This window comes from Camelimonas sp. FR25, from assembly GCF_059740505.1.
In genome coordinates, this window is sequence record NZ_JCAWFG010000076.1 from 87,948 (window position 1) to 110,303 (window position 22,356).

The window sequence follows — 22,356 nt, forward strand, 5'->3', positions numbered from 1 at the left end:
ACGGAAAAGCACATAAGCGCGCGCCCCTCAAGGGCGCTCCTCACGGGCGCTCCACAGGGGCGCTGTCCATTGCGCCCACAAACCCCGCCGCCGCGCGGCGCCAGTGGTGAACGGGCGCACGCCCTGCAAGGGCACGGAGGCGGCGGCGTGGCGCCGATCACGGCGCGCGCGGGCCGGTGGCGGCAGGGCGGACCGAGCGTGCGCCACGAGGGCCGCGCGCAGCTTCCGCTACGGCGCATCGGCCTGAGATGGCAGCCGAGACCTGGGCGAGCCGTATCCGAGGCGACGCCCCCATGGGAATCCGGAGCGAACGCGTCGCCAAGCTACTGCCAAGACTGTGCTTTGTCGTCAGATAGCGCTGGCGTCATCCCGTCAAAGGTGCGTGAGAGCGCATGGGCGCAAGGGGAGCGATGAGCTAACGCTGCGGCAGGCGCCATCAGGCGCGACAAGGGCGGCGCGCGGCGGACGCCAGCATGGCAAGGCCGCCATCAGGGCGACTTGCAGCTGGCCAGTGGCGCAGCGCCGCGCAACCACAGGGGTTGACGATGACACGGTCTGGCAAGGCGATGAGGTCTGCAATTGCGGGGGCGCTGCTGTGCTCGGCCGCCATCATCACCGGGGCGAGCGCTGCGGAGGTGGTGTTCCCCGGCGCGTCGGTGGCTGGCCTTGCGCCGCCAGCGGGCATGACCCAGTCGAAGAAATTCGCTGGCTTTGAGGATGAGGCGACCGGCTCATCGATCCTGTTCGTCGACATGCCCGCCGAGGCGTGGCGCGAATTGAAAACCGGCATGACGGTTGATGCGCTCAAGGGCCAGGGCATTGAGGTCAAGGGCCCGGCGCGCGAGGTCAAGCTGGCCAGCGGCGAGCCGGCGGTGCTGTTGACCGGCGCCCAGAAGACCCCGGCCGGCGTGTTTCGCAAATGGATCCTCATCGGCGGCGGCAAGGACGCAACGGTGCTGATCACCGCCCAGTCGCCCGAATCCGCGAAGGACAAGTTGAGCGACGCCGCCATCGAGCAGGCGTTGCTTGGCGTCCGCACCCGCGCCAAGCTTTCGGCCAGTGAGCAGGTCGACGCCCTGCCGTTTGAAGTCAAGGACAAGGCGAGCTTCCGTGTCGTTAACACGGTGGCCGGTTCGGCGCTGCTGCTGACCGAAGGCCCGCAGGACACGGTGAAGGATTTCTCCCAGCCGCTGGTGATCGTCGCCGGCAGCATGGCCGGAGCGCCGCCTGCCGCCCAGCGTCAGGGCTTCGCCCGCGCAGCTTTCGCCACCGTCGCCAATGTCAAGGATCTGGCGGTCAAGGATGAAAAGGTCGACGGTGAGCGCACCATCATATCGGGCGAGGGCAAGGACGCCGCCACCGGCGTGCCGGTGACGGTGACCCAGGTGACCAGCTTCAGCGATAGCGGCTTCATCCGCGCGATCCTCATCGCCCGCACCGCCGAGGATGCAAAATACCGCGACCGCTTCCTCAAGCTGGCGGCAGCCACGACACCGCGCAAGGCGCCCTGACGCCAGGCCGCCAGCCCGCCGACCCGCTGACGCATCCGCGACCGAAAACGCCCAGTCGCCGCACGGGCTTGGCCAGAACCCGATGAGTGATGCTCATCGGGTTCTGTTATGACGCCAGTGCGCCAGCCCGGCGCAATTCATCTGCGCTGGGTCGCGGCGACCGGACCGCTCACCGCCCCACGCGACATTGCCTGGCGATTGCTGCATAAGTTGTCAGCGACGCTGCACGTGCAGCGCAGACGACCACATCCCGGGAGCGACGTCTGTCCATGAGCAACAAGCGGGTCATTGTCACCGGCGGCGCAGGCTATATCGGTAGCCACACGCTGATCGAATTGCTCGCCGCAGGCTATGAGCCATGCGTCATTGACAATTTCTCCAATAGCTCGCCGGAGCCGCTGGCCCGGGTGGCGCGCCTGTCGCAGCGCCCGTTTCGCGCCGAACGGGCCGACATCCGCGATGGCGCGGCGCTGGCAGCGATTTTCGACGAATTCCGGCCCGACGCCGTGATCCACTTCGCTGGCTTGAAGGCGGTTGGCGAAGGCGAGGCGATGCCGCTCGACTATTACGACGTCAACGTGGGCGGCACCCTCCGGCTCTTGCGCGCCATGGCCGGCATGCCGCAACCGACGATCATCTTCTCGTCCTCAGCCACAGTCTACGGCGACCCGGACATCCAGCCGCTTGACGAACAGCAGCCTCCCCGCCCTGCCTGCGTCTACGGGCGCACCAAATTGATGGCCGAAGAGGTGCTGCGCGACTGGGCGCGGGCCACGCCGGGCGCGCGCGCTCTGGCCTTGCGCTATTTTAACCCGGTGGGCGCCCATGACAGCGGCGAGATCGGCGAGGATCCGCAGGGGTTCCCCAATAATTTGATGCCGTTCATCGCCCAAGTGGCGGTGGGGCTGCGGGAGCGCCTGTCGATCTTTGGCGACGATTACAACACCCGCGACGGCACCGGCATGCGCGACTACATCCATGTGGTTGATCTGGCCAAAGCGCATGTGGCGGCGCTGGACTACGCCTTCGATGCGGCGCCAGGCGCTGATGTGTTCAACATCGGCGCCGGCGATGGGGCGACAGTGCATGAGGTGCTGCGCGCCTATGAGCGCGCCTGCGGCAAGACGCTGCCCTATCAGATCGCGCCACGACGCCCTGGCGATGTCGCCGCTTATGTCGCTGACCCCTCACGGGCCGCCGCAGTTCTCGACTGGCGCGCCGAACGCAGCCTCGACGACATGTGCCGGAGTTCCTGGAAGTGGCAGTCGCAAAATCCGCGCGGCTATCGCAGTGGAGACGAGGGTTAAGCTTGCCCCGCGCATCGTCGGCGACGCCATGCGAGACGCCGCACGAACTTGCCCCCCCGATGGGCCATGCTCATCGGGGGGTATCAAGAGCCTGGGCTATCGTGGCGCCCCCTCACCCCAGCGCCTGCTCGCCCCGCAATGAGCGTCGCAGAATCTTGCCTGAGGCGGTCTTGGGCAGTTCGTCGATGATCTCGACCATGCGGGGGTATTTGTAGGCGGCGAGGCGGTCCTTGCAGAAGGCGATGAGCTCGTCGGGGGCGCATGTGGCGCCGGCCTTGAGGCTGACGACGGCCCTGACGGTTTCGCCGCGATAGGCGTCGGGGGCGCTGACCACCGCCGCCTCGCGGATGGCCGGGTGCTGGTAGATCACGTCCTCCACCTCTCGCGGCCAGACCTTGTAGCCGCCGGCGATGATCATGTCCTTCTTGCGATCGACCAGATAGAGCCAGCCGTCGGCGTCGAGCTTGCCGACATCGCCGCTGCGCAGGCCGAGGGGGTGGAAGGTCGCGGCGGTGGCCTCCGGCAACCGCCAATAGCCTGGCGTGGTGGTGCTGGCGTTGATGATCACCTCACCCACCTCGCCAGGGCCAACTGGCTGGTCGTCATCGCCGACGATGGTGATGGTGCAGCCAGACACAGGCTTGCCCACCGACAGCGCCCCGGTGTCCGGATCAACCCGCTGCGGCTCGCCCACCGGCACCATCACCACCACGCCGCTCGCCTCGGTCATGCCATAGCCGCCGATCAGCGTGTGACCGAACTTGTCCTCGAACGCCTTGACATGCGCCGGCCCCATGGGCGCGCCGCCGCTGGCGATCATCCGGAAGCTTGAGAACGCCTCCCGCGTCGCAGTCGGATCATTGGCCAGCGCCAGAAACGCCGTGATCGCGCCCACCGTGGTGTGCGGCCGACGCAGGCGGATCGCCTCGATCAGCACCGTTGGATGGAAGCGGTAGCTCAGGATCATCGAGCCAGCAGCGTTGAACGCCGCGAAGATGTTCATCGCCAGCCCGGTGATATGGAACAGCGGCGCGATGACCAGCAGAGTCTCGCCATCAGGCATATGCATATTGTGCTGGGCCAGCGCCCCGCCGCGCGCCACGTCGATGTGCCGGCTGATGGCGCCCTTGGGCTTGCCGGTGGTGCCCGAGGTGTACACCAGCATCGCCGTGTCCTCAGGCGCAGGCTCTGCAACTGGTCCCACCTCACCACCCGCCGCGATCGCCGCCTGAATGGTCGGAACGCCAGGCGCTTCGACAGGCAGATCCGCTGCAAACAGGCGCGGGTCGGGCGCATCAAGGCCCGCCTGCGGCGCTGCGGTCAGCACGATTGACGGCAGGGCCAGACCTTCCGGCAGGCGGGCGTAGACCTCCTGGTGCAATTGCGGCTCCAGCACGATGGCCACTGGCGTCGCATCCTCGATGATATGGGTCAGCTCCGCCGTGCGGTTCATCGGATTGACCGGCACGAACACGCCGCCCGCCTTCCATGTCGCCAGCAGGGTGGTGATGAATTCCGGCGTGTTCTGCATGAAGGCCAGCACGCGGTCGCCGCGCTTCAGTCCGTGGTCCCGGAGCCAGGCGGCCAGGCGGTCTGAATCCGCGTCAAACTGCCGATAGCTGACCTCGCGCGAGAAATAATAGACGGCCGTGCCATCGCCTGCCCGCGCCACCGCCTGGGCAAACAGCCCCAGACCGGTCCTGATCTGATCCTGCATCGCTCGTTCCTCCATGCCGCGTTCCGGTCTCAGGGCCAGAATCGCGATGGCGCCGCCGCAGGACTGTCGCCAGCCGTGGCGCGCCAGATGCAGCGAGCCTCCCGCCCGCAAGGCAGGCAAACACCAACCTTTAGATGGGGCCTTCGCCAGTCCGGCGCGCGTGGGATTGGGCTGCGCCGGCTGTCCATGCCCGCGCCGCCGTCGCCCCCTCCTCGCGCAGCGACCCCATACCAGCATGCGAAGATGCTGACGCAGCCGCATCCTGAATTGCTCAGACACCGCACGGGCTTGACCAAAGTGCGATGAGTCGTGCTCACGGCAGTATCAGTCGAGCGGAATGCCCGCCTTGCGCGCCTGGGCGATGGCCGCCGTGCGGGAGCCAACCGCCAGCTTCTCGAAGGTGTTGTGCAGGTGCCATTTCACCGTGCTGACCTTGATCAGCAGATGCGAGGCGATGAGGCTGTTGGACAGGCCGCGGTTGGCCAGCGCCAGAATACGCCGTTCGGTTTCAGTGAGCTGCGGCAGCGGCGCCTCCGCCAATTCCGCAGCAGGGCCAGCCTCAGCGGCGACGCCCGAGGCGCGCCCCAGCTCGGCCAGCAAAGCGGCGGCGCGGGCATCGGCCCCATCCAGCGCGGCGCGGCGTAGCAGATCATCAAGCAGGGGCGCCAGCAGCAGCCGCTCCGACAGAATGGCGCGGCCGCCGCCCGCCGCCGCCACCTGGCTGATCGCCGGCCAGGCGACGCGGGCGGCGCGCTCAGCCTCGCCGAGCCGGGCCAGCGCCCCGGCGTAAATCAGGCTGGCCTCGGCCCAGATGCGCAGGCGGCCCTGCTTCTGCGCCCGGGCGGCGATCGGCTGCAGGATGGAGATGGCCTGGCGGTGCTCGCCGACATGCGCCAGGCGCCGGGCCTGCAACAGGCGGCGCGCCTCATCCAGCGCCGGAAAGCGCCCGACCGGAGCCGGCGCCGCCGCCCGAGACGTTCCATGCTGCGGCTCATGGCCGGCGTCGCTCGCGCCGGTCAGCTGCAGCAGCATGCGGGCGCGCGCCAGCTGCATCATCTGCCGGGCGCGTTCGCCGTGGCGGGCCATCATGGTGTTTTCCGCCTCACCCAGCAGGCGCAGCGCCCGCTCGGGCTGACCTTCAGCGAAATACAGCGCGGCGGCGCTGGACCAGCCCAGAAAAGCGGTCTCGGCGACGCTGTGCCGGGCGCCCCGGTGCAGGCTGCTGGCCAGCAAATGGCGGCAGAATGGAATGTCGCCGCGCTCCCAGGCCAGCGCGGCGCGCACGTGATTGATGGTGTGGTTGCACGGGCCGGTGGCGGTGGTGCGGCCGAGCAGATTGTCCGCATCGGCCACGCGCCCCTGCTCCCAGTACAGGCACGCCTCGCACACCGCCAGCCAGTCTTGGATCAGGCCGGCGTTGGCGTGATGGGCGTGGCTGCGCGCGGTGGCCAGCGCCCGCTCCGCCGCGCCAATATCCAGCATCTCCAGCGCCGACCAGAACAGGCTCACCGCCACCATGGCGGTGAAACGCGGGTTGGCGGCCTTGTTGCGCTGCAGCCATTGCGGGGCAGTGGCGCGTACATGCTCCAGCTCGTCGCGGCCGAAGCTGATGCACAAGGAGATGGCCTCCTTGCGCGCCAGCTCGTCAGGGGTCCGGGCCTGGGCGCGGTCGATCAGGCTACGGGCATGGCCGAAGGCGCCGGCGAAGATGGCGCCCAGGGCAAGCTCGCTGGCCAGCGACGCCTCCAGATCGCTGTCCGATTGCAGCGCCCGGGTGAGCTGCCGGAAGCGCGCCACCTCGCCGCGATTGGTGATCATTTCCTCGGTGTGCTCGGCCAGCAGGGCCGTCGCCGTCTGGCGCGCGCCGGCGCGGATGTAACACATGGCGGCGCGCAGCCAGTCGGCCCGCTCCAAGGCGCTTTTGGCGGCGGCGTTGAGATCGTCGCGATATTGCTGCGCGGCGCTGCGTTGCGCCAGCTGCGCCACATAATCGCGAAACAATGGATAGGGCGCGAAGCTGACGCCATCATGCCGGCGCACCAGAAATGGGCAGGTGGAAGGCAGGCTGTGGGCCAGTTCCTGCCCGCTTGCCACGTCGCACTGCAGCACGGCGGAGATCAGCTCCGGCGTCACTTCATCGAAATGCGCCAGCCGCAGAATGGTGTCGCGCGCAGGCGGGTCCAGCTCCTCAAGATGCTGGCTGAAAAACTGCCGGAACACCGGCAGGGCCCCGGTCATCGCCGTGGCGATCTCGGCGAGGGTGGCGCCATTTTCCGCCATGGCCTCGACGATATTCCACGCGCCGATCCAGCCGCCGATGCGCCGGTAAATGCGATTGAGGTCGTCGAGCTCGATCAACTGGCTGGCGTCGGGGGTGAGAAACTCCCGCACCTCGGAGCGCGACAGCGCCAGCTCATCCGGGCCAAAGCTGATCACCTGACGGCGCAGCCGGGCCACCGGCAACAGATGGTCGAGCGGCCGGTTGGCGGAGATGACCAGCCGCAGGCCGCCCTCGCCGCCCTGCTCGACGCGCTGCAGCAGCGCCTCAAGCCGCTGCGGCGCCCATTGCTCGGCGTTGCGCAGGATCGCCACGCCGCCCTGCGGCAGCGGCTGGCCGTCATCGGCGAGCTCGACGCAGGGGCCAGGCAGCCGGCGCCGCAACTGATCGAGCAGCGTGTTTTTGCCAGACGCCGGCGGGGCGCTGATCAGCGTAAAACGCGCCGCGCCGACTGATTGCGTCAGGCCATCAAGCAGCCGGGCGCGCAACAGCTGGGGCTTGTTGCGGATATACATGGCGCGCGCCCCCCTTTTCCTTGCCCGTTTCCCCCATCTTCGGGCGATCATGACACATTCCCCCCATCTTAAGGATGGGTTCTGGCCAGGCGGGTCCTGGCTTGATGGCTCCATACAGGGAGCCGCCGATGATTGATCTGGACCAGGATTATTTGAGCCCGGAGTTGCGCGCCGTCAGGGAGCAGCTGCAACGCTTCATCACCGCGGAGGTCATGCCGCATGCCGAGGCGTGGGACGAGGCGGGCGGCGTGCCGGCGGCGCTGTTCGCCCGCATGGGCGCGCTGGGCTATCTCGGGCTGACCATGCCGGAGGCGTTCGGCGGCGCCGATCAGGATGCCATGGCGTCGGTGGTGTTCGGCGAGGAGCTCGGCCGCTCGGGCATTGGCGGCTTCATGGCGGCGATCAGCGACCACGCCGACATCACCACGCCGGTGATCCTGCGCAATGGCACGCCCGAGCAGCACGAGCGCTTCCTGCCTGATCTGGTGGCCGGACGCCGCATCGCCGGGCTGGCGGTGACCGAGCCCTCGGGCGGCTCTGACCTGCTGCGCATGAAGACCACGGCGCGGCGCGATGGCGACGATTACATTCTCAACGGGCAGAAGACCTTTATCACTAACGCCATCTGCGGCGATGTCTTCGTCACCGTCGCCAAAACCGATCCCGAGGCGCGCGGCGCAGCTGGCTTCTCATTGTTCGTGGTGGAGAAGGGCGCCCCGGGCTTCAGCGTCGGCAAGAACTTCCGCAAGACCGGCTGGCTCAGCTCTGACATGTCGGAGATTTTCTTCGAGGACTTCCGGGCGCCGCGCGAGAATCTGCTCGGCGAGGAAGGCAAGGGCTTTTACCTGATGATGCAGGGCATCGAGCGCGAGCGGCTGAGCATCGGCGCCCAATGCGTCGGCATGATCGAGCGTGGTCTCGCGCTCACCCTCGCCCATCTGAAGCAGCGCGAGGCCTATCGCGGCGTGCTGTGGGACCTGCAGGCCATCCGCCACGACATGGCGCGCATCGTCATGGAGCTCGCCGCCGCCAAGACCATGCTCTACCACACCGCCAGCCTCAAGGCGCAGGGTCGCCCGGCGCGGCTGGAATCCACCGTGGTCAAGGCGCAGCTGCCTGAACTGCTGAAGCGCGCCACCGACGTGTTCGTGCAGGCGCATGGCGCCGCCGGCTACATGAGCGGCGCCGAAATCGAACGGCTGTGGCGCGACGCCCGTCCGCATTCGCTCGGCGGCGGCGCCTCAGCTGTGATGCTCGATGAAATCGCCAAGCTGATCTGACCGACAGCCAGACCTGCGGGTTCGGCGCCTCGTGGGCGCTCGCCCGGCGCCGGGCGCAGGTGGGGCGCCCCGACTTTCAGTGGGGCGCCGCCCGCCCCTCTTCCGCCAGGCTCAGCGCAACACATTCTGGAATTCACCGGAGTTCAACCATGTCTGCTGCATACAAACTGCCGGAGACCACCCTCGCCTATCTCACCGGGATTTACGCCCCGGTCAGCAGCGAAGTCACCGCCACCGATCTGCCGGTGATTGGCGAGATCCCCAAAGACCTTAACGGCATGTTCGCCCAGAACGGCCCCAACCCGCACCACATGCCCACTGTCGGCCATTCCTGGTTTGACGGCGACGGCATGGTGCAGGGCGTGCAGCTGGAGGATGGCCGCGCCACCTTCCGCAGCCGCTGGATCAAGACGCCGGGCCTCGCCGAAGACATCGCCGCAGGCCACGCAACCTACGTCGGCTCGCTGGCCAAGCCCGGCCTCGGCAAGCGCCACAAGAACGTCTCCAACACCGATCTGGTCTACCATTCCGGCAAATTGCTGTCGCTGTGGTGGGAGGGCGGCAAGCCCTATGAACTGAGCCTGCCGGATCTGGAGACGGTCGGCGATTTTGATTACGGCGGCACGCTGCAGGGCGGCCTGACCTCGCACGCCAAGATCGACCCGCGCACTGGCGAGATGTTCTTTATCTCCTGGGGACCGAAGCCGCCCTATCTGCAGGTCGGGGTCGCCGGCGCCAATGGCCGCGTCACCCGGCAGGTCGCGGTGCCGCTGCCTGGGCCGCGCGTGCAGCACGACATGGCGATCAGCGATCGCTTTATCTGCGTGTTCGACTTCCCGATGATGTTCGACTTCGACCGCAGCGATCAGGACAGTTTCGGCTTCATCCTCAACGACAACGCCCCTGCCCGCATCGGACTGCTCGACCGCCAGAACCTCGACGCGCCGGCGCGCTGGTTCGAGATCGCCCCCTGCTTCATGTGGCATCTGTCGTCGGCCTGGGACGATGGCGATGATTTCGTGCTGGTCGGCGCCCGCATGGAGGGCGCGACGCGCATCGACAGCCGTGGCCATGAGCATGACGACCTGCCGCTGGTCGACGGCGAGCACAGGTTCGATTCCCACCCGCATATGTGGCGGCTGAATGTGAAGACCGGCGCGGTGCGCGAGAGCGCGCTGGATGACGCTTATGTCGAGTTCCCGCGCGTCAATGACGCCAATATCTGCTCCGGCGCCCGCTTCAGCTATATGGCCGAGATCAAGACCGACGAACCGACCCTGCTGGCCAGGGGGCTGCTGAAATATGACGTGCAGTCTGGCCGGCGTGAGGGATTGCTGTTCCCGGACAACCATTTCGGCAATGAGGTGAGCTTTGCGCCGCGCATCGGCAGCCGCGCCGAAGATGACGGTTATCTGCTCGGTTTTGTCACCGACCGTGTGTCGCTGACCTCGGAATTCTGGATCACCCCGGCCGACAATCTCGCCGTCGGCCCCGTCGCCCGCATCATCCTGCCGCAAAAGGTCCCGCCAAAATTCCACGGCCGCTGGCTGCCGGGCGAATTGCTGGCTGGTTGAGGTTTCGCATCATGAACAAAGAGTTTTCGACCATTCGCCTCAGCATTGACGGCGGCATCGGCCGGTTGACGCTGGCCAATGGCGCCAAGGGCAACCCGTTGGGGCCGGTGTCGGCCCAGGAATTGCTGGAGGCCGCCATTCTGCTGGATGAGGCCAAAGGTCTGCGGGCCGTGGTGATCAGCGCCGAGGGCAAGAACTTCTGCGTGGGCGGCGATCTGGGACATTTCGCCCAGACCGAAAATCTGGCTGCCTCCATCAAGCGCATGACGGCGTTGTATCACGCCGCCATCGCCAAACTGATGCGGATGAAAGCCCCGATTGTCTGCGCCGTGCAGGGCGCCTGCGCCGGCGCTGGCGTGGCTTTCGCCGCCCTCGGCGATCTGGTGATTGGCGGACAATCGTCGCACTACACGGTGGCTTATACCGCTATTGGCTTTTCGCCAGACGGGGCCAGCACCTGGGTGCTGCCGCGCGTCATCGGCCTGCGGCGCTTCCAGGAGCTGGCGCTCACCAACCGCCGCATTGACGCCGATGAGGCGGCGCGCATTGGCCTGCTGACCGAGGTGGTGGCGGACGACGCCCTGCAGGCCCGGGCCGACGCGCTGGCGACCATGCTGGCGGAAGGCGCCACCGGCGCGATTGGCGCGGTGCGCCAGCTGCTGCTGGAGGCCTTTGACAATCCGCTGGAAACCCAGCTGGAGCTGGAAAGCCGCCTGCTGGCCGACCAGTGCCGCGGCGCCGATGTGCGCGAGGGCATTGCGGCGGTGCTGGAACGGCGCAAGGCGCGCTTCACCGGCGGCGTCTGAGCAGAAGCGCTGCCGCACGAGACAGGCGGCGGCAGCCGCGTCGTCACGCTTGCGACGGACCAGATTGTGTTGGCCGGCGCCTCGCGACGCCGAAGCTTCCAGTCGCCCTGGGGCCGAGAGCGTCGCCAGGCTTCAATGGCCGTCGCCCTGCGCCAGCTCGCGCGGGGCGGTTGCATAACGCCGCCGAGCTGAACCGATGATCAGCCCGCCTTGCACAGGCAGCGCGCAGCCCGCTCACGTCGCCGCGCGACCGGCGTCACTTTCGAGCCGTTTCGGGCGAACGGCCCCAGCTTCAGGACAATACGATGAAACGATCTCCCTTTGATCTGACCGGCAAGGTGGCGCTGGTCACTGGCGGCAATGGCGGCATTGGCCTTGGCATGGCCGAGGGTCTCGCTGCTGCCGGCGCGACCACCATTGTCTGGGGCCGCAACGAGGCCAAGAACGCCGCCGCCCAGGCCCGGTTGCGCGCCATCAATCCAGCCTCCGAGGCGGCGATGGTTGACGTGTCGGACGAACAGGCGATTGAGGCGGCGATGGCTGGCGTCATTGAGCGCCATGGCCGGCTCGACGCGGTGTTCGCCAACGCCGGTCGCGGCGCCCCGCCGACGCCCTTCGCCGCCCAGAGCCGCGACAGCTGGGAAGAGGTTTTCGCCACCAATCTGTGGGGTGTGCGGGCGACGCTGCAGGCCGCATCGCGCCACATGATCGCGCGCGCCAAGGCAGGTGATCCAGGCGGCTCACTGGTGGTGGTCGGCAGCCTCACCGGCGTCAACGCCACGCCATATCTTGAGGCTTACGGCGTCTCCAAGGCGGCGATCCTGTCCCTGTCCAAACATCTGGCCGGCGCCCTCGCCCGCTATGGCGTGCGCTCCAACGCCATTATTCCGGGATGGATCGCCACCGAGATGACGGCCCGCTCCCAGGCCAATCCCGATATCGAACAATCCGTCAGCGCCCGCATTCCCATGCGCCGCTGGGGCCAGCCGGAAGACTTCGCCGCCATCGCCGTCTACCTCGCCTCCGACGGCTCCGCCTACCACACCGCCGACACCTTCCTCATCGACGGCGCCTATGCGGTGACCATGGTGTGAGGCAGAGTGGTCCAGATAGCGGCTGCTGCCGGGATCCTTTGTGAACGCTGCAGGCTGGCGTCATCTGACCTTGCGCCCTGTTCGCGATGAACGAAGTCCCGGCGCAGGGCCTTTGCGCCTGGTCCGGGCGTCCGCAGCGTCCCGGTCGTCCCTCAACCAGTTCACCACTTATACCAGTATGCGAAGATGCTGACGCATCGGCATCCTGACATGCTCAGGCGCCGCACAGGCTTGGCCAGAACCCGAAGCGTCACGCTCATCGGGTTCTGGTATTACCAGGCGGCGGGGTGCAGGCGGCGCTTCCAGCGTTGGCCGACGGGCAGATCTGCAGCCGTGCGGAAGCGGCGTTTGCGCGATGTGCGCCGTTCAACCTTGTCACGGACAGCTGCGATGATCTCATCTGGCGTCTGAACGTGGATGATGGCTTCGGCCACCGTCGCTGCGGCTGCAGCGCCGTGGTCGGATGGTCGCGGCGCGCTGGAGTCGTCTCCGTCGACGGCGGACGACGCCATCACCGGCGCCATACTGGCGGCGCGGTTGTCCTCATCCGGATCATCGCGAAACGACCAAAGGTCGGGCGCTTCTGCGGTTGTGGCGACGGTTTTGCGGGGTCGTCCACGCGGCCGGCGCGGCGCTGCTTCGGCGACGACTGGCGTCGGCCCGGCGTCCGCGACTGGCTTCTCCGACAGGTCTGGCAATACGCGGATAGCAGGCGCGCCTGGCGCATCGGTGGCGACCAAAGCCTTTGGCCGGAACAGCTCATTTGCTTCACGCAGTGCGCTGCTGGTCCGCTGTGTTTCAACGGAGCCGAGGTCTGCGGCGCTCCAGAGCGGGGTCTTTTTGCTGTGTCGACGCTCGACGACAAAACCACGCGTAGATTTCTTCATTATCTGCTCCAGTATCCGCCTGGGGCGTTGCAGATTCGATGTTCACGGAGCTGCAAGAAATACACAGAAGAAGTTAGACCTGATCTTTGGCGTCTGCAAGTCAATGCGCCACGGATCTATGGTGAAAACCTCTCACCTGCATATGACGTGTCGGCGGTAAACCTGACGGTGGTATCGGTGGTCGTGAAAGCGCCGCCAGCATCGGACCGGGCCTGAAACGGCCGGTGCAAAGCCGTGCATGCAGCGCTCTCAGGTAAGCAGAGGGATTAGCGATATGTTGCATGCGTTGCAACATGGCGCCGATGACAGCTGCTGCATCGACTTCGCCTGCATCGTGACAGAATTGGCGCCACAGATCCGGAGAAATACCCATAGCGGCGCGCGCCAGCTCGGCCGCATCACACAATTGTCGCCAATTGCTGATGGGCGCTCGTGCGTAATCGTTGAGGTCTGGACACGCGTCCATGATCAGACGCCATGATATCTGAGGCTGGGGGGGCGATGCCTGCTGACATGTGGCGGGAGGCATCTGAACCTGTGGCGCTTTAATTCTAATATCTTCTTTATCTGAATTCTGTATGTGGCGCTCAGTTTGGGATTCATTGCCGCTCGCTGGCTGCAAATTGATGTGATCCTGCAGGCGTCTGGTGATGTCGGCTTGCAAGGTTTCAAGCGCGTCTGCGCGCGCAGCGAGGACCATTGCGTCAGCAGAGCGCGGAAGGGCGCCCGCCAGACGCTGATATGCGGCGTCATGAGCGCGCCAGGCGTCGTCATCGTAGAGACCTGCGCTGGCGGCGAGCAGTTTGGCGCAATGGCGGCGGGCCAGCGTCACCCGTTCACGCAGCGTCTGCCGCTGGCGCCGGGCGTCGGCGACCTCGTTGGCAAGCGCGGTGATTTCTTCAGCCCGCGCCACCAGCGGTGCAAGATCAAAGCCATAAGCGGTTTCGATGTCGCCGGACCGGCTCTTGCGGGCGTAGCGTTTGCCGTTGGGACTGTCGCGGCGGATAATCAGGCCAAGGGCCACCAGTGACGCAAGGTGACGACGCAACGTCGCTGGCGCCATGCCATGGGCGCGCGCCGCCAGCATGGCGTTGGAGGGGAACACTACCAGCTGTTGTGTCACTGACATTTCGGTTTCGGGCAGAAAGGTCAGCAAGGCGTTGAGCACCACAAGGGCGCGGTCTGAAGGGCCAAGCAGTTCGCGCGCTTCACATATCGCGCGGAACAGCCGCCATTTGTGAACACTCGCCTCAGGCTGGGCCTGTTGCGTGGCGATCTGGCGCGCCGCCATGGCAAGCGACATCGTTCGCCGCCCAAAGGGCGTCGTCAATAAGGGCTGCATCTTCGATCCCCGCCTTTCGGGCATGGGAAATCGACCGCCAAAATGACGTCATGCACTTGACTGCAATTTTCGGAAGTGCGATTCTCAGGTTTACCAGACCAATGAGAAGGGCTTCCGGAACGTCGTTTCGGGGGCCTTTTTCTTTTGCCGCGTTACTCCTGTAAGGGCGTCTCTGACGCCATTGCAGATCAGATGGTTGGCCCGGTTCGCGCCTTGGGCAGCGATCCGGGGTGGCTTGGCGGGCGCCGGTTGGGCGCCGCCAAAACGTCTGTCGTCAGCGCGCCAGGGGCGTTCCGCTGACCGGCCTCGTGCCTGCGGCGTCCTGGGACGCCCTTCCGTTCCTTTTCCTGGCCTTGCCTGACCTGGCCAGTGGCTGCCGTTACCGGACATTGCCTTGGCCGCAATGTCCGAAACCTGCGACAGAGCCAACAGGCCGATCCACTGTGACGGGTCACGACGCCTGAACGGCCCAGGGACTGCTATTGGCGCAACCCCCTCGACCATTCCCTACAAGGGTGGATCCCACCGCTCGCAGCGTAAATGAACCGTCCCAGATCTTTCGCATTTGCGGCGAAGACCGATCGCATCAAATGCGCCGGAGCATGCGCCGCCCGCGCGGCGAAAACGCTTGCCCCACGCCGTCCTTTTAGCCGTTGGTCATCATGAGGCATGATTTGATGACCAGACTTTTCTAACTCCCGTCTTCTGCCGACTGATGGGCGGCGAAGGCTCGCGCCAACTCCGGCAATTGTTCACGCACGAAGGCGCTGAACGCCTTGTTGGCGAACACCAGCCTGCCGCCGCGGCGACCTGCTTCATGTCGGGCAAGCACGGCGCCGTCGCGCGGAGACCTGATGTCCTGCGTCGCCGTTTCAGCCGCGGGCTGCGGCTGGCTCAGGCGCTCCAGCGCCAGCGTGAACCGCCGGTCAGACGGGGCGGCGACAAAAGCCGGCTCGCGCGCCAGGGCGTTGAAGCGGTTCACCGCATCGCGATGCTCCAGCGCGGTCGCCAGCCGTGACCAGCGTGGCCGGCCGGCGCGGGGGGCGGCTCCAATCGCCTGCACGACGGCTTCCGGCAAGGCATGGGCAAGGCTGAGCAGGCGCGACAGATCAGCCTTGTCAACGCCGAGCGCGGCCATGATGGTGGCGCGGTCAAACTGCTCTTCGAGCCTCCGTGCGAACATCGCCTTCTCGATATAGCTGAGGTCGCGGCGTTCGAGGTTTTCGCGCGCCTGGGCGATCACCAGTTCGGCGTCGCTGAGCTGGCGCACGATGGCGCGCACCTTGCGGCCCAGCCGGCTGACGGCGAGGAGGCGACGGTGGCCGTAGGCGACCTGATAGCGTCCGGTGTCGCCCAACGGGCGCACCAGGATCGGCACCTGCTGGCCCTGCTCGGCGATGCTGCGCGTCAAGCCGTCAAGGCTGGCATCCTGCGCCGCGCTGTCTGCGCCGGAAAGGCGGTCGCGGACGAAGGAGCCGTCGATCTGCGCCGGATCAAGCTCCAGCACCCGGTCGCCAGCCGAGATCATCGCCTCAAGGTTGCGCGCCTTCTCTGCGTCGGCCGAGAGACGTTCCAGCGACAGGCCCATGGCCCGCAGGGCGCCGGAGGCGACCGGGGAGCCGAGCGATCCGGCGGCAGCCGCCGGCGCGGCGCTGTCAGTCTTTGTGGCGTCAACACGTGGCGCGTCGCCAGGCTTGACGGCGGCGGGAACCGGTGGTCGCACCGGGTCAGGCGCCGCTTTCATCAGATCTGCAAGGGTGCTCTTGCGGGCCATTTACCCTGCCCTCCCCCAGCTGGCGCGGATCAGGGCCTCGACCTCGCCATTGACGAGATCGAACGATTCCAGCGCCCGTTCATAGGTCTGCCGGTTCACCTGATCGCGGCTGATCTCATAGATGGTCTGCTTGCGCAGGCCCGCCTCCGTCACCGCAGTGGTCTTGAGCGCCGTCTGGGTCAGCACCTTGTCGCCGAACAGATTGCGCAGGAAGCCGACAACCTGGGCCTGAGGGCCGTCATTGGGCTCGAAGCGGGTGACGCAATAGCGCAGGAAGTCATAATCAAGATTGCCGCCGGCGCGGCGCACCACGCCCAGCAGACCTGCGGTCATCTGCAGGAACTGCGACATGGACGCGACATCGAGCATCTGCGGATGCACGGTGATCAACACGCCGGTGGCGGCGCACAGGGCGCCGAGGGTCAGAAAGCCGAGCTGCGGCGGGCAGTCGATGACGACGACGTCATAGTCCTTCTCCACCGTGCCAAGCGCCTGGGCGACGCGGGCGAAGAACAGGCCGTCGCTGCGCTCGCCCGAGGTCAGCATCAGCGGCGTTTCATGCTCATATTCGTGCAGCTCGAGATTGGCCGGCACGAGGTCAAGACCGTCGAAATAGGTGGTGCGGATAATCTCACGCAGCGGCCGGCGCTGGTCGTCGTAGCGGATGGCGCCGTACAGCGTCTCATTCGGCTTGATGTCGAATTCCGGCTGATAGCCAAACAGGGCCGAGAGGCTCGCCTGCGGATCCAGATCAACGGCGAGCACCCGATAGCCACGCATCGCCAGATATTGCGCAAGGTGCGCGCTGGCCGTGGTCTTGCCTGAGCCGCCCTTGAAATTGGTCACGGCGATGACCTGCAAATGCTCATCGCCAGTGCGGCCAGGAAGGTAAGCCGGCTTATGTTGGGAGAGTAGCCGGCGAATCTGATTGATTTGCGCTAGGCTATAAAGGCGCCGCCCTCCGGGGCCCCGCTCGGCCTCCGGCCCCTCCCCTGCCCGCGCCAGCTGGCGCAGATAGGCGTCGGTCACCCCGATAAGCCGCGCCGCCTCCGGCGAGGAGAACAGGCGCAGCTGTTTTTCTGATTGCGGTGAGAACAGACGCGAGCGCAGGGTCTGCAGCTGTTCGGAGAGCGCGCGCGCGTGCTCATCGATCAGCACGTCGATCGAACGGCTGTCGTTTCGTGAATGCGCGAAGTTTTCCGTTACGTTGCTCATCTACGCCAAAATACCGAGACGGAGGGATTTCGCGTAGGGTGCGTGGATTCGGAGAATGCGTCAACGAGGAATGGGTTAACGAAACCTTAAACGGCGTCTGGCTTTGGGGCTATCAGCACGGCGTTACGGTCGGCTGCAGCGATGGCGGCGCGCACATCTGTTGCGCGCCCGCTATAGGCGCCGCAGCTCATGGCGATTTTCGGGAAGGTTGGGCTGGTTGCGGCGATGGCGCCGAGCGTCTCCGCCAGCCGGGTTGTCGCCGCTGCGTTCGCTTCAGCGTCGCCGCTGCTCTCCTCCACCCAGACCAGTCGGTCCACCCCTGCGCGCCAGACGCGCAGGCGCTCCGGACTGACCGTGGCGATGGCGGCGACGATGCGCGCGACATCGTCGCCGCCGATATCGGCGTGCATGCGCCGCGCGGCGCTCAGGCGGTCTATCCGGAGCGACCACAGACGCGATCCGTCTGTCGTAGCGTTATGGCGATGGGGAGCTGGTCTCAGCGGCGAGAGGCCGCGCTGCAGCAAGTGCATAAAGCGGTCGATGCGCGGCAATCCGTCGGACAGGGCGAGGTGGATATAGCCAAGCCCCATGGTGGCGGCGCAGGCCAGCATCAGATGGACGGCATAGGTGGCGGAGACGAACAGGCCGGATGAGACACCGTGGATCACGGCGTGTATGTCGAACAGGCGCGAAGCCATGCAAATGGCGGCGATCGCCCAGAAGCCGAACCAGAGCTGGCGCGACCGCAGGCGCAGGCCATTGCGCGCCAGGTGGATGGCCGCGGTGGCTGCGATGGCTGTCGACAGCAGAACGTACAGCCCTACCCGCAGGACCGGGGTGGTGGCGAAGATCGGTGTGCAGGCCGCCGCGAGCCACAGCGCGCCAGGGGAAAACACTTGCCAGTACAGCGGCTTAAGGCCATCACTTGCCCGGATGGACTGCAGGTGCAGGCTCAGGCCGCTCAGCAGGAGCGCATTCGACAGGCCAATTGTGGTGATGTAGGGCCCGCCGTAATAGCGTGAGCCAAACAGGGCTGCGCCCACGCCGATCAGCAGATTGGCGAGAGCGGCGTAGCCGAGCTCCGGTGTCTGGTCCATCCTCTGCCAGCGCAGCAGCAACATTGCGCCCTGGATCAGGGCGCAGAGCGCAAGGGCAGCGAACAGCGCAGCAATGTCCATGCCGGTCTTTCCTCCGGTGCGCGCCGGGCTACCCTGGTTGACGTCTACCCTATACACAACCGGGTTTTTGGCCTCGATCAACTATATTCTTTCATCGTCATCTGATCTATGTCGATGGCAAGCATTGAGAATCATCGCTACGGGAGCTGAAATGTCCAATCTGCTTGTCGAGAAGTCGGAAGGCGTCGCCACCATCACCCTCAACCGCCCCAATGCCATGAATGCGCTGTCCAATGCGCTTCGGGCCGAGTTGGCGGAAGCAGTGAAGCAGATCAATGCTGATCCGGATGTGCGCGTGGTGATTCTGACCGGCGCTGGCGAGAAGGCCTTTACGGCAGGGCTCGACCTTAAGGAACTGGGCAGCGACGCCTCGGCGTTGGGAGCTGCCAACGCCACCACCACTGACCTCAACCCGGTCAAGGCGATCGAGAGCTGCACCAAGCCGGTGATTGGCGCGATCAATGGCGTCGCCATCACCGGTGGCTTCGAGCTGGCCCTGGCCTGCGACGTGCTGATCGCCTCCGAGAACGCCCGCTTCGCCGATACGCATGGTCGCGTCGGCATCATGCCAGGCTGGGGTCTGTCGCAGAAGCTGTCACGGGTTATTGGGTTGTATCGGGCCAAGGAGCTGTCGTTGTCGGGCAATTTCCTCGACGCCCAGACGGCCGAACGCTGGGGCCTGGTCAATCGGGTGGTTTCTGCGGCCGAGTTGCTGCCAACGGCGCGCAAGCTGGCGAGCGACATGGCGCAGATCGAGCCAGGGATGATGGCTACGCTGAAGAAGCTGATTGACGATGGGTTCGATCTGCCCTTCGGCGAAGCCATGGCGCTGGAAGCCAAAGTGTCGACTGGCCACAACACCCAGGTTAAGCCGGAAGACGTCGAGAACCGTCGCGGCGCCGTGCTGGCGCGTGGGCGCACCCAGTAAACATTGACTGGGTGAAATGCGATTGAGGGGCGGCCGGCGGGCCGCCCCTTTTTTATTGGCGTTGGGAACTCCCAACAGCTGCTCAGATGAGCAGGTCGGCGATGATGCGGTCGTCGGTGATGTCCTGGTAATTGATGCCGCCGAGCTCAAACCGCCGGAAGAGCCCCTCGAAATTGCCGGCGTGCCCGGTTTCAATGCCGAGCAGGATCGAGCCGAATTCACGGGCTGACTTCTTCAGATATTCGAACCGGGTGATGTCGTCCTCAGGCCCCAGCAGGCCGAGGAAGTCCTTCAGCGCCCCAGGGCGTTGCGGCAGGCGCAGGATAAAGTATTTCTTGCGCCCCTCGAACCTCAGCGCCCTCTCCTTCACATCCGGCAGTCTCTCGAAATCGAAGTTGCCGCCCGAGACGACCAGCACGACCGTCTTGCCATAGATCTCATCGGCCATGTCATGTAGCGCCGCGATGGACAGCGCTCCCGCCGGCTCAAGTACGACGCCCTCAATATTGAGCATGTCCAGCATGGTGGCGCAGATGCGGCCCTCATCCGGCGTCGTGACCGATTCTGCTGGCTGATCCCGCAGCAGGGCGAAGGGCAAGGCGCCAATCTCCGCCACTGCGGCGCCGTCGACGAAGCCATCGATCTGGGGAAGGCGCACCCGCTCGCCGTGCAGCAGGCTGGCCTTCAGGCTGGCTGCCCCGGCCGGTTCGGCAAAACGGAGGGCCGGGGCCTGCGCCTGCTGGCGCCAATAGGTCGCCAGCCCCGCCGCGAGGCCGGCGCCGCCAACGGGCGCCAGCACCATATCGACCGGCGTTGCGCCCATCTGTTGTTCGACTTCAAGCGCTATGGTCGCCTGGCCCTCAATGATGTCCGGGTCGTCAAACGGCGGCGCCATGATCGCCCCGGTCCGCGCGGAGAACATCTGGGCCGCCTGGTAGCAATCGTCAAAAAAGTCGCCGACCAGTTCGATGTCGATGGCATCGCCACCAAAGATCCGGGTTTTGCCGATCTTCTGCTGCGGCGTCGTCACAGGCATGAAAATTCGCCCCCGCACGCCAAAGTGGCGGCAGGCAAAGGCGAAGCCCTGAGCGTGATTTCCAGCCGAGGCGGCGCAGAACAATGGCGCCGCCGCCTCGCCTGCGAGGCGCTTGCGCATGAAGTTAAACGCGCCCCGGATCTTGTAGGACCGCACCGGGCTGAGGTCCTCCCGCTTCAGCCAGATATTGGCGCCATAGCGGCGTGAAAGATGAGCGTTGTGTTGCAGAGGCGTTGGGGGAAACAGCGTCCGGAGCGCCTCGCCCGCGTCGGCGACCTGTGCGCGGAACTGATCTGGGAGGACATTCATCGTGCGGCTCCGCCTGAGAGGAAGGTCACCTGACATAGGGCGTGGGGCCCGCGCGTCAACAGGCGCCGCTTCGGCACCTCACTTTGGGGCGTGCGCGCTTACGCGCGGTTTACGATGCGGCAGGCGGGGGCCTGCGCGCCGTAGCAATGCTACGGCATCTTCGGCGGCGCGTGGTGCGGACTGCGCCCGACGCCGGCGTGCAAGCGCGCGCCATGAGCGCCAGCGCCCCTGATCGCTTGCGGACAGGGGGCAACCGTGTAATCATCGGGCATAAGATAAGTTATGTTACTTCGCCCGCAAAGCAAGGCGGGGTGGGGAAACGCCACATTCATCAGGGGGAGGGCTCATGTCCATGTTGTCCCGTCGTACCTTTGTCGCCGCCGCTGCCGCCAGCCTGGCTGCACCGGCCATCGTGCGCGCCCAGGGCGCAAAGCCCATCCGTATCGGCGTCCTCGCCGATATGAATGGTCCATACTCCAATCTCTCCGGCATCAGTGCGGTGACGGCCGTGCGTCTTGCCGCCGAAGATTTCGCAAAGGAACGGCCAGATGTGCCGGTGGACGTGGTCTATGGCGATTTCCAGCTCAAGCCTGACATCGGCCTGTCAGTTGCGCGCAACTGGTTCGACAATGGCGACGTTCATGCCATCGCGGACATCCCGATGTCGGCGCTGGCGCTGGGCATCACCGAACTTGCCAAGGACAAGAACCGGGTCGGGCTGTTCAGCGGCACCGCGACCGAGGATCTGACCGGCAAGTTCTGTGGTCCAAACCACGTCCACTGGACCTATGACAGCCACGGCATGGCCGCCACCGTCGCCAATGCGTTGATGGACAAGGGGCTGGACACCTGGTTCTTTATCGCCGCCGACTATGCCATGGGCGCCTCCGTCGTGCGCGACGCCAACCAGATCATCGGGCGCCGTGGCGGCAAGGTGCTCGGCGTGGTGCGCCACCCGTTCCCGGGCCCAGGAGATTTCTCCAGCTATCTGCTCCAGGCCCAGCAAAGCGGCGCCAAGGTGATCTGCTTCGCCAATGCCGGCGACGACCTCGTCAACTGCATCAAGCAGGCCAATGAATTTGGCATTGCCGGCAAAGGCGCGGTGCTGACGTCGATGCTGATGGACGTGCCGCAGGTGCACTCCATGGGGCTCAAGGACGCGCAGGGCATCTATTATTCCAACGCCTTCTACTGGGATCGTGACGAGGGAACCCGCGCCTTCACCAAACGTCTTTTGCCGGCAACCAAAGGGCTGTATCCGTCGCACAATATTGCGGGCGCCTATTCGGCGGCATTGCACTATCTGCGGGCGGCGGCGGCGGTCGGGCCAGAGGTCGCGCGCAATGACGGCAGGGCGGTGGTCGCCCGGATGAAGGCGACCGAGGTCACGGATCCGCTGTTCGGCCCGTGCAAGATCGCCGCCAATGGCCGGCTGATGAACCGGATGTATCTGTGCCACGTGCGCAAACCTGAAGAGTCCCGCTACCCGTGGGACTACGTCACCATCGCCTCTGTCGTGGCGCCGGAGAATGCGTTCCGGCCCATCTCGGAGGGCGCCTGCAAGCTGGCCGGTTAACGCACCCGCGTTGCAATGCCGATGGCAAA

General features: G+C 65.9%; 16 protein-coding genes. 8 read left to right on the top strand and 8 right to left on the bottom strand.

The window, feature by feature from the left end; all coding sequences use genetic code 11:
• Nucleotides 1-566: 566 nt before the first annotated feature.
• Both AC6A67_RS09195 and galE read left to right on the top strand, forming a co-directional pair.
• Nucleotides 567-1,511, top strand: coding sequence for a hypothetical protein (locus AC6A67_RS09195; protein WP_498036252.1), 945 nt, complete (start codon nt 567-569; stop codon nt 1,509-1,511).
• Between the two features lie 269 nt (nt 1,512-1,780).
• On the top strand, nt 1,781-2,818 hold the full coding sequence (gene galE, locus AC6A67_RS09200; protein WP_498036253.1) for a UDP-glucose 4-epimerase GalE: 1,038 nt from the start codon (nt 1,781-1,783) through the stop codon (nt 2,816-2,818).
• Between the two features lie 112 nt (nt 2,819-2,930).
• Here galE and AC6A67_RS09205 read toward each other — a convergent pair whose 3' ends face one another.
• Nucleotides 2,931-4,535, bottom strand: coding sequence for a class I adenylate-forming enzyme family protein (locus AC6A67_RS09205; RefSeq protein ID WP_498036254.1), 1,605 nt, complete (start codon nt 4,533-4,535; stop codon nt 2,931-2,933).
• Nucleotides 4,536-4,859: 324 nt separating this feature from the next.
• Entirely contained in the window at nt 4,860-7,328 is a 2,469-nt protein-coding gene (locus AC6A67_RS09210) for a LuxR C-terminal-related transcriptional regulator (RefSeq protein ID WP_498036255.1), read from the bottom strand.
• Between the two features lie 128 nt (nt 7,329-7,456).
• Here AC6A67_RS09210 and AC6A67_RS09215 point away from each other — a divergent pair, with 128 nt between their 5' ends.
• The 4 genes from AC6A67_RS09215 (at nt 7,457) to AC6A67_RS09230 (ending at nt 12,082) form a co-directional block, all read left to right on the top strand.
• Complete coding sequence (locus tag AC6A67_RS09215; RefSeq protein WP_498036256.1) at nt 7,457-8,608, top strand: acyl-CoA dehydrogenase family protein; 1,152 nt, start codon at nt 7,457-7,459, stop codon at nt 8,606-8,608.
• 149 nt (nt 8,609-8,757) lie between these two features.
• Nucleotides 8,758-10,182, top strand: a complete 1,425-nt coding sequence (locus AC6A67_RS09220; RefSeq protein ID WP_498036257.1) for a carotenoid oxygenase family protein — start codon at nt 8,758-8,760, stop codon at nt 10,180-10,182.
• A gap of 11 nt (nt 10,183-10,193) precedes the next feature.
• The gene (locus AC6A67_RS09225) at nt 10,194-10,988 is read left to right on the top strand and encodes an enoyl-CoA hydratase/isomerase family protein (protein WP_498036258.1); all 795 of its coding nucleotides are present in this window, start codon (nt 10,194-10,196) and stop codon (nt 10,986-10,988) included.
• Between the two features lie 305 nt (nt 10,989-11,293).
• The gene (locus tag AC6A67_RS09230) at nt 11,294-12,082 is read left to right on the top strand and encodes an SDR family NAD(P)-dependent oxidoreductase (protein WP_498036259.1); all 789 of its coding nucleotides are present in this window, start codon (nt 11,294-11,296) and stop codon (nt 12,080-12,082) included.
• A gap of 272 nt (nt 12,083-12,354) precedes the next feature.
• Here AC6A67_RS09230 and AC6A67_RS09235 read toward each other — a convergent pair whose 3' ends face one another.
• The 5 genes from AC6A67_RS09235 to AC6A67_RS09255 all read right to left on the bottom strand — a co-directional run bounded on the left by AC6A67_RS09235 (nt 12,355) and on the right by AC6A67_RS09255 (nt 18,478).
• A complete protein-coding gene (locus tag AC6A67_RS09235) occupies nt 12,355-12,969 on the bottom strand; it encodes a hypothetical protein (protein ID WP_498036260.1) in 615 nt (204 codons plus the stop codon).
• A gap of 100 nt (nt 12,970-13,069) precedes the next feature.
• Complete coding sequence (repC, locus tag AC6A67_RS09240; RefSeq protein ID WP_498036261.1) at nt 13,070-14,311, bottom strand: plasmid replication protein RepC; 1,242 nt, start codon at nt 14,309-14,311, stop codon at nt 13,070-13,072.
• 691 nt (nt 14,312-15,002) lie between these two features.
• Nucleotides 15,003-16,085, bottom strand: coding sequence for a plasmid partitioning protein RepB (repB, locus tag AC6A67_RS09245; protein ID WP_498036262.1), 1,083 nt, complete (start codon nt 16,083-16,085; stop codon nt 15,003-15,005).
• A complete protein-coding gene (gene repA / locus AC6A67_RS09250; RefSeq protein ID WP_498036263.1) occupies nt 16,086-17,300 on the bottom strand; it encodes a plasmid partitioning protein RepA in 1,215 nt (404 codons plus the stop codon).
• Nucleotides 17,301-17,386: 86 nt separating this feature from the next.
• Complete coding sequence (locus AC6A67_RS09255; RefSeq protein ID WP_498036264.1) at nt 17,387-18,478, bottom strand: hypothetical protein; 1,092 nt, start codon at nt 18,476-18,478, stop codon at nt 17,387-17,389.
• A 151-nt stretch (nt 18,479-18,629) separates the two neighbouring features.
• Here AC6A67_RS09255 and AC6A67_RS09260 point away from each other — a divergent pair, with 151 nt between their 5' ends.
• Nucleotides 18,630-19,406 carry an enoyl-CoA hydratase gene (locus AC6A67_RS09260; RefSeq protein WP_498036265.1) on the top strand — a complete coding sequence of 259 codons (777 nt, stop codon included), beginning with the start codon at nt 18,630-18,632 and terminating at the stop codon, nt 19,404-19,406.
• A gap of 82 nt (nt 19,407-19,488) precedes the next feature.
• Here the strand turns inward: AC6A67_RS09260 and ilvA are convergent, their stop codons facing one another.
• Nucleotides 19,489-20,751 carry a threonine ammonia-lyase IlvA gene (gene ilvA, locus AC6A67_RS09265; RefSeq protein WP_498036266.1) on the bottom strand — a complete coding sequence of 421 codons (1,263 nt, stop codon included), beginning with the start codon at nt 20,749-20,751 and terminating at the stop codon, nt 19,489-19,491.
• A gap of 346 nt (nt 20,752-21,097) precedes the next feature.
• Here ilvA and AC6A67_RS09270 point away from each other — a divergent pair, with 346 nt between their 5' ends.
• Nucleotides 21,098-22,327, top strand: a complete 1,230-nt coding sequence (locus AC6A67_RS09270; protein WP_498036267.1) for an ABC transporter substrate-binding protein — start codon at nt 21,098-21,100, stop codon at nt 22,325-22,327.
• Nucleotides 22,328-22,356: the final 29 nt, after the last annotated feature.